The following is an 11,720-nucleotide window of genomic DNA, read 5'->3' on the forward strand; positions in this document are numbered from 1 at the left end:
ACATGGGAAGCACGCAGAATGATAAAAGGAGGCAACAATGATGAAGATGCAGAGAAAAGTATGGGGCAGCCTGGCGGCAGCGGTAATTGTGCTCGGAGGCGGATATGGGATCAGTGAGGTGCAGGGTGCTGCGGCAGGGTCAACCGGCTCTGTGAGCCAGAGCAAGACACTGATTGGTGTAGCCAAGGCAGAGAAGAATGCACTGAAGGAAGCCCAGGGCGTAATCGTAAGTGTGGATCTGGAGAAGAAGTTCAGCGGAACGTATTATGATGTGGAAATCCGGAAGAGCAACCAGGAGATTGACGTACGGGTGGATGCCTACAACGGTAAAATCGTAAAAGTACGCAAGGAAACCGACAATGATGACGATGATTTCGACAAAGCAAAGCAGAACGGAACCATCATCGGTGCGGGTAAAGCGGCGGCAGTAGCGGCAGCTTCTGTAAAGGGGAATTTTGACGAGCTCGACCTTGACGAGGATGACGGAATTCTCTTCTATGAAGTGAAGTTCAGAAACGGCAACACGGAGACTGAGATCGGGGTCGATGCCTATAGCGGCAAGATTGTGTACACAGACGTCGATCATGACGACGATGAGGATTGATGGAGACGACGGTACGCTGGCAAAGACGAGCGGGAGTGAAAAATAAACGCATCTGAGTCCGTGAACGGGCTGAAGAGCAATAGCTATAAACAAAGGGACAGCCGGGTGATCCGGTTGTCCCTTTGCTGCGTTCTAGCTGTACGGTTGTATGATGCGGAACGCTACGCCTTCGTACCTGTGTAAACATGTACGGCATCCCGCAGGAACTCCGCCAGACCCGGGCGGCGCTTGTCGTAATAAGCGGTAAAGCGCTCATCGTCCACATACATTTGCGCGACCCCCGCGTGAGCCTCCTTGGTGTAAGTATCCCAATAAAACGTCAGCCACTGGCGGTGCAGGTCGGCGGCCTTCTGTGCCAGCTCGCTGGCGGAATCGCCTGCCTCCATCGCCTGCTCCAGCGCGGTGAACATTTCCCCTTCAATCCGCTGAATGTCGGCATACTGCTCCTCCGTCATATTTTTCAGCTTGGCATTGGACTTCTCTGCGGCTTCGTCTCCATACTTGCTCCGGACTTCTTCACCGTATTTCTGCTCATTATCATCAATCAGCTTCTGCTTAAAGCCTGCGAATTTCTCTTCATTGCTCATCGTTATTCTCCCTTCCAGTTCAGCGAGTGTAGTCTCGACGTTCACGATCAGAAGCTCCAGTTGCTCCCTGCGCTGAAGCAGCTTGTCATGGTGGTCACGCAGCGCCCGGGCTCCGTCGAAGGACGGTGAGGTGACAATTTCCTGGATTGCCTCCAGACTGAGGCCCAGTTCCCGGTAAAATAGAATCTGCTGCAGCCGGTTGACTTCAGCCTGCCCGTAGATCCGGTATCCCGAGGAGCTCTTTCTCGCCGGCTTGAGAAGTCCAACCTCGTCGTAATATCGCAGGGTCCGCGTGCTGACTCCCGCCAAAGCCCCCAGTTTCTGCACCGTGTATTCCATGCTGCGCTGCCTCCCTATTTAACCCTGCAGATTTAGCTTCCCATAAAGCTTCCCATAAAGTGAAGTCAAGCTCTGAAGCACATCCGAATACTGTGCGGGGCCCCAGAAATATAACCCCACAAAGTGAAGCTAAGCTCCGAAGCAGATTCCTAATACTTTGCGGGGACCCCGAAATATAGTACCTTGACCAAGCCGAATCTAAAGGACTCCGAGCGTGGATGCCCCCAGACATCCCTGTCCCACAGGATAGGTGGTGCATAGGCTGCGAGTGGATGCGGTCAAGGGACTAGTTGGATTTTCACCACTTATTATTCGTGTACAGTGACTTTTTTCGACTCTAGTTGGATTTCCGCCATCTATTTTGACCAAAATTCGCTCCAGTCATCATTTTCTTTAGGATTAAGTGGCGATTATCGAACTAGACTATCGTTAACCCGCACAAATGAGCCATTTAAGTGGCGGAAATCAAACTAACGGTTGAATTCCGGTGAAAGCTTACGCTTCAGTAGTGATCGTAAGGTGACGTCTCGCCTTACAACTCCACTCTACACCTTCACGTAACGGCAATGTCAAAGGTTTAATTGCAGCAAAAAACGGCAATCTCCTCCATAGTATATCCATAGAGTAGACTGCCGCTGCGCCGCTTCCGGCGAAAGATTATTTCTTGGCGAGCTCGGCTGCGAAATAGGCCTGCAGCTCTGCGACCTTGCGCGGGTCGGCCAGAGCGTCTTCGCCCGGGAAGTAGTGCTCCGCGACCAGCTCCCAGGTGGGCTCGACCTTTTGCGTACGCATCGCTTTGATCGCGATCTTGACGGTTTTGCGCTCGCGGGCATTGGAGAAGGTGTCCTTGTAATGCTGGGCGCGTTCAAGGTCGAGCTCGCTGAACAGGGCGCGGAAAATCTCCGCGGTCATCTTCGCATCGTCCAGCGCGCGGTGCGCCGAGCCGGCGAACTCCAGCTCCAGCAGGGCCAGTGCCCCTTCGACGCTGACATCATTCTTCAGCCCGCGGGCACGCAGAAGTCCCTTCAGCAGGTCGAAATAGTTGGCGGACATCCAGTAAGTCTCATCCAGCTTGTGCATGCGCAAATCCTGGATAATCCGTTTGAAATCTTCGCCGCCCCAGGTCAGGAACAGTACGTCCTCCGGACTCTGGTCAAGCCATTGCTGGAAGGCGCGGATCACTTTGGGGAAGCGGTCCGCAACGTCAATTTCCTCCTGGGGAATGCCGGTTTTCTTTTTGATGAAAGAGTTCAGGGTGGAGAAGTAGATCGGTCTGATCAGTGAGGTGAACTCATCCTTATATTGCAAGGAAGCGTCCAGACGGACAGCTCCAATCTCAATAACTTCCATCGGATGCTCGCTGGCGAATTTGCGGCCGTTGAACTCGATGTCGAGAATAATATATTCCACAGGTAATGCCTCCGTATTTAAGTGACTGGCGCGCTTTGCACACAGGGTGCCGCGCCGACTTCTTTATTCTAACAAAAAAGCGGGGGAAAGGGTAACCGAGACCGCAGCGGCATGGCATCGGCGAACTGAAAGCAGGGATAAGCACAGGTTGAAGCAGAATTTACTATATAAGAAGTTGCGAATGTGTTGAGGAGGGGGCTTATGATTCCAAAGCCTGTCTATTGGATTGGCGGTTCGGCCTGTGCGGGCAAGAGTACGCTGGCTAAACGGCTCGCTGCAAAATACGGGCTTAGAAGGTATGCCTGCGACGAGCATGCGGACCATCACCTGCGCGCTGTTTCACCGGAAAGCCAGCCTGTTATGACCCGGATCTCCGCCATGGACATGAACGAGGTTTTCTATAAGCGGGAAGTGGAAGAACAACTGGCTTCTTACGTTGAGTATTTAAACGAAGATTTTCAGCTGGTATTGCGGGATCTGGCACAAATGGCGGACGCACCCGTTGTGGTTGAAGGTAACCAGTTGCTGCCCTCAAGCGTTGCTCCGCTGCTGCGCGAAGAAGACCGGGCAATCTGGCTCATTCCGGGGGAAGCGTTCCAGCGGGAGCAGTACAGCAGACGGGAGTGGATTCACGGCATCCTGCAGGCTACCGAAGATCCGGAGGCTGCATTCGGAAACTGGATGCGCCGGGATGCATGGTTTGCGCGAAGAGTGAAGCAAGAGGCGGAGGACCGGAAATTGTCTGTCCTTGAAGTGGACGGCAGGTTGTCGCTGGAGCAGAATCTGGCGCTGCTGGAGCGGCATTTCGGATTATCGCCGGAATAGAATAGAAAGGGTGACAGACATGGAGAAACAAATCTGGCTCACAGAACATATCCGCTGCTTGGAAGAGCAGCTGCTGTCTGCGGAAGTAAGGGCGTCCGTTGACAGGCTGGAGGAGCTGCTGGACGAGCAGTTTTTTGAATATGGAAGCTCCGGGCGGGTATGGGTCCGGGAGGATCTGCTGGGTGAGGAGGGGGCCGGTACGGTCAGTATGACGATCAGCGGCTTCGAGCTGCATCCGCTGGCCGAAACCGCAGTGCTGGCGACTTACCGGACGTATAACCAAGAGACCGGGCGCAGAGTCCTGCGGAGCTCGGTCTGGAAGCTTAGCGGCGGGCGCTGGCGGATGTTCTTCCACCAGGGGACACCGGAGCCCATCAGCCCAGCCGGCGGTTAGTCCCTGAGCACATACCCTTGTGCGGGCGTAATCGGCAGGAATCCGGCCAGCTGGCGGGATTGGTAGGTGATGGGGCTTGTGCTGCCCATCATAAGGACATTGCGCATGTCGCCCGGTCCGTCTGCCGGAAGGGCGAAGGCCGCAACATAGGGGAAGACCTCGGACAGCGTCGTATGAATGGCGCCGATAAGCTTGTCCTGCTCGCCCCGGCCCATCAGATTGAGCAGCATGGCGCCGCGGGGATGCAGCTTGGCGCGGCTGAGGGCGAAGAACTCCAGCGAGATCAGATGCGGCGGGGTACCTGCCGCAGTGAAGGCGTCCAGCACAATATAATCGTAGCGCCGGTCCGGCTCGCCTTCCAGGATGGCCCGGCCGTCGCCGACCGCAACATTGTCCCGGGAGTAACCGAAATGGCTGCGGCTGATGGCCAGCACTTCGCTGCTTGCCTCGGCCACCTTGACCGTCCGGTCGGCGAAATAACCGGGAATCGTGCCGATGCCGTGGCCGACAATGAAGGCAGCGGCAAAAAGCGGCGCGTTATGCTCCATCAGATGGATGATCGCCCGCGGGTATTCAAAGACTACCCGCTGCGGGCGGTTCAGATCCAGCGCTCCCTGGACCGCGTCACCGGAGAACTGCAGCACGCGGAAGCGGCCTTTCTCGCCGTACAGCTCCGTCGTTTCGTACACCTCTAAATCTCCCTCTTTACCGTATAGCCTCAATTTTCCCTACTCCTTATACAAGCGTAATCCGTTTATATTCGCTGGGTGTAACCCCAACGACCTTCTTGAACAATTTGTTGAAATAAGCCGGATCGGGATAGCCGACCTCAGCGCCGATTTCATGCACCTTCAGATCCGGGGACTGCTTCAGCAGATGCTTGGCCTCACGGATACGGATGTCGGTGATGTAATCGGTCAGGGTCAGCCCGGTTTCCTGCTTGAACAGCTTGCTTAAGTAACTAGGCGTCAGGAAGACCATTCCGGCCAGCGTATTGAGGTCATAGTGCTGGCGGTAATTGGCGGCAATCCAGCGCTTCAGTGTTGCTACGGCTGTGCCGGACATTTCCAGCCGGTGGGTGCGGATCCGCTGCAGTGCGTCTGCCAGCGGCCGCAAGAACTGCTCCTTCATCCCGGAGAAGCTCATGCTGCTCTCCAGTTCCTCTTCCAGCGGCCGGCCGGGCTCTTGGCGGTAGAAGGACGTGAATTCCGGCAGCTCCTGGGCGGCCAGCTCCTCAACCCTCCGGCAGACGCGCAGAACGGCGTCAGGACCGGCAAGCCGGACCCGCAGCTCGTTAAAGATGCGCTGCACCGTATCCAGAGCGCCTTCGGCATTCAGGATCTGCAGATCCTGACTCAGCTTCTCCCGATAGAGGGAGAAGGGATCGGGGCCGGCGCCCTCCGTAGCCGGCAGGGGCCCGCCTCGGACCGCCACATGCTGCGGATCGGACTGATGGATGCCGGAATCGCAGGCTTGCCGCGCCTCCAGGTAAGCGGTGCGCAGCATGGCCGGCTCTGCAAAGCTGCGGCTTGCGCCCAGATGCAGGCTAAGACCGGCGCAGGCTGCAGCCAGGCGTTCGCCGAACGCGCGGATTTCCTCTACGGCAGGCAGGCAGGCGGAATAGCGGATCAGGATGCGTTGGCCCCTCTGGATACCGAGGTCATCCACCTGCCAATCCTCTCCGGGACGCTCCGGTGACTGAAGGAAGTCATCCAATTGCCTGCGGACCTCCTCCGCGGGACTTCCTTTCATAGCATATACGGTATAATAAGGCTGCGGCAAGCTCAGTCCGCCCAGCAGCACCGCCGAAGGCTCCTCCAGCTGCAGCAGCGGGAGCAGCAGGCCGGTCCGCTGACAGACGGCCTGCTTCAGCCGTTCCTGGAGTTCCCGCTCCAGCGTATAGAGCACTTCAAACAGCTGCTCCTTGTTGATGGGCTTGAGCAAATAGTCTACGGCGGAATTGCGGATGGCTTCGCGGGCATATTCGAACTCGACAAATCCGCTCATCAATAAGGAGCGGATTTGGGGATATGATGCCTTCAGTTCGCGGATCAGCTCCAGACCGTCGATATGCGGCATCCGGATATCCGTAATCACCACATCGGCCTGCAGGCGCGGAAGCTCCTCCAGCAGCTGCCTGCCATCCTGATACGTACCGATGACGCAGAAGGTGCTGCTCTCCTTGCCGATCATCCGCGCCATCCCCTCGCGGATCAACACCTCATCGTCCACAATTACAATGCGCAGCAAATTCCGGCATCCCCTTTCATGGTTACATTTCATCCTCTGCCCCGGTATGGAAGCCGGAGGCATAATCAATTCTTAGGGTAACGCATGTGCCTTGGCCGTATTCACTTTGTACCTGCAGACCGCAGGCGGGCCCGTAATGCAGGCGGAGCCGTTCATTGACATTGCGCAGCCCGATGCCGAACCGTTCTCCTCCGGTGTCCGGCCGCTCGCCGTCTTCACCGCTGCGCAGGATGTCGTTCAAGGCCTGCAGGGTTGCTTCTTCCATGCCGATGCCGTCATCCGCGATGGCGAACACGGCGTATCCTTCTTCCTCGCGGGCGCTGATGCAGATGGTGCCTGGTCCTTCGCTCGGCTCAAGGCCATGGAAGACGGCGTTTTCGACAATCGGCTGCAGGACCAGCTTAATGACCGGCAGCGGGAGGAACGGCTCCGGCACGTCGACTGCCAGCCGGAATTTGTCCGGGAAGCGGATATGCAGCAGATCAAGATAATTCCGCACATGCTCCAGCTCATGCCGGATCGTAACCGTTTCTTCGCCGCGCACAATGCCGTAGCGCATCTGCACGCCGAGCAGATAGGTCAGCTGCGCTACACGGGGATCATCCCCGCCCTCTGCGAGCATGCGGATCGACTCCAGCGTGTTATAGATGAAATGGGGGTTGATCTGATTCTGCAGCGCCCGCATATCGGCCTTCTGCTTGAGCTTCTCCGTAAGCGCAACCTCGCGCAGCAGGTCCTTGACACGGATAATCATCCGGTTAAAATGGCTGCCGATCATGCCGATTTCATCATTGTATTTCGGATGCAGCCACACGTCCAGGTTGCCGTGCTGTACCTGCTTCATCAGCCGGACCAGCGATTTCAGCGGCTTCGTCAGGGCATGGGAGATCACCGTGGCCACGACAAGCCCGAGAGCGATAATGGCCAGCGTGGTGATGATCAGCCGGTTGCGGGTCTTCGCCACCGGAGACAGAATGCGTTCCAGCGGAATGGATACCAGCGTAGTCCAGCCTGTATCCGGTGACACGGTATACACCGCCAAATAATCCTCGCCGTCCATGGTAATTTCAAAATGCCCTTTGGCTCCGGATATACGCTCCGTCAGCAGGCGGGTATTCTCTGCCTGCAGGGCAGGCTCCGGAGCTTCCGCCGTCTCGCCGCTGGCATAGACCAGCCTGCCCTCTCGGTCCATTATCATCGTACGGCCCTGGGTTACGGCATCTACAGGGTCCACCATCCCCTTAAAGAGGCCGATATCAATATCGAAGACGAGGATGCCGATCGGATTCAGCGTGCTGACCGAGCTTACCGTGCGCAGCACGGTGAAGACCTCGCGCTGTTCGCCCCCGTTGACCCGGATGGTGTGCCTTCCCTGAAGCACCGGAGCTACTCCCGCATTGGTTGTGAGGCTCCGCCACTCTGCCATCCGGTCTTCCGGGTACAGCCAGTTGATGCCAGGGTCCTTGTCATAATAGACACTGCCGAACTTATCGGCCAGATAAACGGCCACAATCTCATCCTTGGTATGGTTCAGATAGCTCAGGAACATGGACATGCCGGTATTTTTGTCCCAGTCGGTACTGCGCTGCTCCAGATAAAGCTGGACATCGGTATTATACAGCGGGAGTGATGTGTACCGTTTGAGGTCAGCCACATATCTGTCGATGGTATCCGAGGCGCTGTCGGCCATTTGTCCGGCACTGTCGGCTGAACCGGCGAGCACGGACTGAAAGGTGGAGCGGGAGGACATATAGCTGACATAAGTGATCGGCAGCGAAACCAGAAATACGAAGACCACAATCAGCTTCCGCTCCATGGGAAGATTGGCCAGGAACAGCCACAGCTTGCGCGCGATCCGCCTGATGTTAGAAAGCATGGGCCCATTCCTTTCCGCAGGATTCCCTATTTCACCGCGCCGCTGGCCACCCCTTCAAAGATATAACGCTGCAAAAAGAAGTACAGCACAACCGTAGGCAGCAGAATCAGCAGGATGGCGGCGCAGATCAGGTTCCAGTCGGCGGTATTGACGCCCTGGAACCGCATGAGAACCGTCGTGACAACGCCAAGGCTCTGCTTCGGCATGTAGAGATAAGGGATATACATGTCATTATATATGCTGATCGTCTTCAGAATGACAAGCGTCGCCGTAGCCGGCGTCAGCAGCGGGAAGATGATTGAACGGTAGATTTTGAACAGGGAGGCGCCTTCGACCATGGCATTCTCGTCCAGATCCACGGGAATGTTGCGGATGAACTGCAGATACAGGATGATCTGGATGACATCCGCGCCGATATACAGCACGATGGGTGCGCCGAGTGTGTTGTACAGGCCGAGATTCTTGATAATGCCGAAGGTGGCGACCTGGGTCGTAATGCTTGGAATGACCGTGGCGACCAGGTAAGCGCCGAACACGAGCGGCTTCAGCTTGAAGGAGAAGCGCCCCAGCACGTATGCCACCATTGTGCCAAACAGAATGTTCAGGGTCAATGTAATGATGATAATGATCAGGACGTTGGCAAAGCCGCTGACGAGACCGCCGCGCTGGAACACGGTGACGAAGTTGTCGAAGTTCAGAAAGCTGTCCGGCAGTGCCAGCGAGCTGCTGCGGTTGAATTCATCGGTCGATTTGAACGCGTTCACGATCACCACATAAGGGGGGAAGAGGACAACGAACACGCCGATCAGCAGTGTGAAATATTTGATAACATCCTTGACGCCAAATTTGAAGGTGCCCATCCTAGTTGTTCCCTCCCCGGCTTAACACAAATTGCTGCAGCAGCAGCACGAAGACCACGAAGAAGAGCAGAATAATGCTCATCGCCGAAGCAAGGCCGTAGTTATTGAAGGCAAACGCCGTCTCCACCACGCGCTGCACATAGGTCTGGCTGGCTCCGGCGGGACCGCCCTTGGTCAGTACGAACGGGAGGTCGAATACCTCCAGCGCCCCGGTCACGGTCAGGAACAGGTTGAGCTGAATGACGGGCTTCATATTCGGCAGCGTGATACGCCACAGGGTCTGCAGCGGACCGGCGCCGTCAATGGTGGCCGCTTCATACATGTCGCGCGGAATGGCTTGCAGCGAGGCAATATAAATGACCATGTTATAGCCCATGAACCGCCAGAAGCCGGTGGAAGCCAGTGAGTAGTTCACCAGCCCTTCGGTGCCGAGCCAGCTGGTCTGCCCGAGACCGGTAAGTCCGATGGAGTTCAGAAACACATTCAGCGAGCCGTTGGTCGTATCGAATACATAGCCGAACATGAAGGCGACGGCGACTCCGTTCATAATGTAGGGCAGGAATAACAGCATGCGGAAGGCGTTCTTGCCGCGCAGCCGGCTGTTCAGCACGACGGCGAAATAAATGGCGACAATATTCTGCACAATCCCCATGGCGAAGTAGGCGAAGTTATGGGTGAATACTTTGAAAATATCCGGATTGCCGAACACCTCACGGTAGTTGTCAAGACCCACCCAAGGCTTCTCGGGGCTGTAGCCGTCCCAATTGGTAAAGCTGTAATACACAAGCTTGATCGCCGGGAAATACGTGAATGTGGCGAGCAGCAGCAGCGGAATCAGCAGGAAGGACACAATAATGATCGTCTTCTGCTTGCTGTATGAAAGGGTTCCGAACACGGGCATAACCTTCTTTCCTTACAATCTGCAATCTGGATTATTGACGACAAAATGGATTATCCGGAGAAAGCGATAATCCATTTTGCGCGGATGGCTAACGGGGCGGTAGCGCCGGGAGCAGGGACCGGGTCAGCGGCGGAGGAATCAGTAGCCGAGATCCTTTTTCGCTTTGGACCAGGCTTTGTTCCATTTGTCAAACACGGTCTGCGGGTCCTTGGCGAGTACAAATTCCTGGGCCATGGCCGGCAGGTCAAGCTGCGCCTTGTTGGTGATTTCCGTTACCTTGGCATCGTCTACCGTGCCTTCCTGCAGTACCACGCCTGTGGACTGGAACTCCTTGAGCTGGGACAGGTTCGATTCCTTGCCCTTCAGCGGAGAGATAAATCCGGCGAAATCCTCGTATCCGGAATCCTCGATCATCCATTTTACAAAAGCCTTGGCGGCATCGACATTCTTGCTGTTCTTGGCAACCGCATAGAAGAAGTCCGGGCTGAGCGGTGCGGTCAGAGTGCCCGAATTGTCATAAGGCAGCGGGAAGAAGCCTACATTATCCGAGGTTGTGCCCGCGCCGATCACCTGATTGATGACCCAGTTGCCGAGATAGTACATGGCGAACTTGCCGGAGGCGATGTCTTTCTTTGATTGCTCCCAGTTGGTGGAGTTGATATCCTTCTCCAGATAGCCCTTCTCGTTCAATTCACGCAGCAGGCTGAGCGATTTGCCGTAGCCGTTGTCCATGGTGAACGGTGTGTCGGTGTTCAGCTTCTCGTTCGGGAAGTCCGGATTATTCTCGATGATGCGCGGCACCGAGTAGACCCAGTCGTTCAGCGGCCATTTGTCCTTGAAGTTGGAGGCCAGCGGAATAACGCCTTTTGCCTTCAGCTTCTCGCAGGCAGCGAGGAATTCATCCCAGGTCTTGGGAACTTCGGTGATGCCGGCGTCGGCGAACGCTTGCTTGTTATAGACGATGCCTGTGGTGGAGTTGCCGGTCGTAATGCCGTACAGCTGGCCGTCGAAGGATTTGAAATCTTTGAAGGTAAGCTGATCATTCAGGCCCAGATCGTCCAGCGGGGCAAAATACTTCGGCAAATCCGAGTTCGGAATCGTCGGAACGAACATGACGTCGGGCAGCTCGCCGCTGGCCATTCTGACCTTGGCTTGCTGGTTGTAGTCTGTTTGCGAGGCTTCAAATTCGACAGTAACGTTCGGATACTTCTCATTAAAGCGCTTTAAATAATCGTCGTACTCTTTGCCGATCATGTCGGTACGGTTGGTCAGGAAGGTGATTTTGCCGCTGATGTCCGAGGCGCCGCCGGCAGCCGGCTCCGTCGCCGGACTGTTTGTCTCTGCAGAGGCGTTGGCGGATGATGTGGCAGCGGGCTCATCGGTGGCAGGGCTTGCAGTATTGCCGTTGTTATTGTCTGATCCACAGCCTGACAGCGATAAAGCAGAGGTTATCATGATAACAAAACCTAACGAATATAACTTGTTTCTCATCGTACCGTCCCCTTTTTCAGAAAATTGGTAGCGTTTACATGAATTATTATAGCCTTTTTTCACGCCTCAATAAATGTATTGGTTTATTATTTATTGTCTTTATTTGTTCTCTTTCTAGGCTTATAATGAGCTGGAGACTAACAACAAAATAACAAAATATAATGATTCATCCCGAATAATCAG

The 11,720-nt window shown here is 55.5% G+C and carries 11 protein-coding genes; 3 read left to right on the plus strand and 8 right to left on the minus strand.

Annotated features, from left to right (window positions below):
* Positions 1-40 precede the first annotated feature (40 nt).
* Positions 41-604, plus strand: coding sequence for a PepSY domain-containing protein (locus F1379_RS00120; protein ID WP_162551034.1), 564 nt, complete (start codon positions 41-43; stop codon positions 602-604).
* Positions 605-765: 161 nt separating this feature from the next.
* Here the strand turns inward: F1379_RS00120 and F1379_RS00125 are convergent, their stop codons facing one another.
* Both F1379_RS00125 and F1379_RS00130 read right to left on the minus strand, forming a co-directional pair.
* Positions 766-1,530, minus strand: a complete 765-nt coding sequence (locus F1379_RS00125) for a MerR family transcriptional regulator (RefSeq protein WP_150265056.1) — start codon at positions 1,528-1,530, stop codon at positions 766-768.
* A gap of 657 nt (positions 1,531-2,187) precedes the next feature.
* Positions 2,188-2,940, minus strand: coding sequence for a 3'-5' exonuclease (locus F1379_RS00130; protein WP_150265058.1), 753 nt, complete (start codon positions 2,938-2,940; stop codon positions 2,188-2,190).
* A gap of 201 nt (positions 2,941-3,141) precedes the next feature.
* Between F1379_RS00130 and F1379_RS00135 the strand changes: the two genes are divergently transcribed.
* Positions 3,142-3,765, plus strand: coding sequence for a hypothetical protein (locus tag F1379_RS00135; RefSeq protein ID WP_150265060.1), 624 nt, complete (start codon positions 3,142-3,144; stop codon positions 3,763-3,765).
* A gap of 19 nt (positions 3,766-3,784) precedes the next feature.
* A complete protein-coding gene (locus F1379_RS00140; protein WP_150265062.1) occupies positions 3,785-4,159 on the plus strand; it encodes a nuclear transport factor 2 family protein in 375 nt (124 codons plus the stop codon).
* Here the strand turns inward: F1379_RS00140 and F1379_RS00145 are convergent.
* The 6 genes from F1379_RS00145 to F1379_RS00170 form a co-directional block, all read right to left on the minus strand.
* Positions 4,156-4,848, minus strand: coding sequence for a spermidine synthase (locus F1379_RS00145; protein ID WP_239004494.1), 693 nt, complete (start codon positions 4,846-4,848; stop codon positions 4,156-4,158). The two genes, F1379_RS00140 and F1379_RS00145, sit on opposite strands and share 4 nt — an antisense overlap.
* A 46-nt stretch (positions 4,849-4,894) precedes the next feature.
* Positions 4,895-6,409 carry a response regulator gene (locus F1379_RS00150; RefSeq protein ID WP_162551035.1) on the minus strand — a complete coding sequence of 505 codons (1,515 nt, stop codon included), beginning with the start codon at positions 6,407-6,409 and terminating at the stop codon, positions 4,895-4,897.
* Positions 6,410-6,431: 22 nt separating this feature from the next.
* Complete coding sequence (locus tag F1379_RS00155) at positions 6,432-8,285, minus strand: cache domain-containing sensor histidine kinase (protein ID WP_150265066.1); 1,854 nt, start codon at positions 8,283-8,285, stop codon at positions 6,432-6,434.
* A 26-nt stretch (positions 8,286-8,311) separates the two neighbouring features.
* Positions 8,312-9,145 carry a carbohydrate ABC transporter permease gene (locus tag F1379_RS00160; protein ID WP_150265068.1) on the minus strand — a complete coding sequence of 278 codons (834 nt, stop codon included), beginning with the start codon at positions 9,143-9,145 and terminating at the stop codon, positions 8,312-8,314.
* Between the two features lies 1 nt (position 9,146).
* Positions 9,147-10,040, minus strand: a complete 894-nt coding sequence (locus F1379_RS00165; RefSeq protein WP_150265833.1) for a carbohydrate ABC transporter permease — start codon at positions 10,038-10,040, stop codon at positions 9,147-9,149.
* Between the two features lie 144 nt (positions 10,041-10,184).
* The gene (locus tag F1379_RS00170) at positions 10,185-11,537 is read right to left on the minus strand and encodes an ABC transporter substrate-binding protein (RefSeq protein WP_150265070.1); all 1,353 of its coding nucleotides are present in this window, start codon (positions 11,535-11,537) and stop codon (positions 10,185-10,187) included.
* Positions 11,538-11,720: the final 183 nt, after the last annotated feature.

It is taken from the genome of Paenibacillus tepidiphilus (genome assembly GCF_008635795.1).
Classification (GTDB): domain Bacteria; phylum Bacillota; class Bacilli; order Paenibacillales; family Paenibacillaceae; genus Paenibacillus_AQ; species Paenibacillus_AQ tepidiphilus.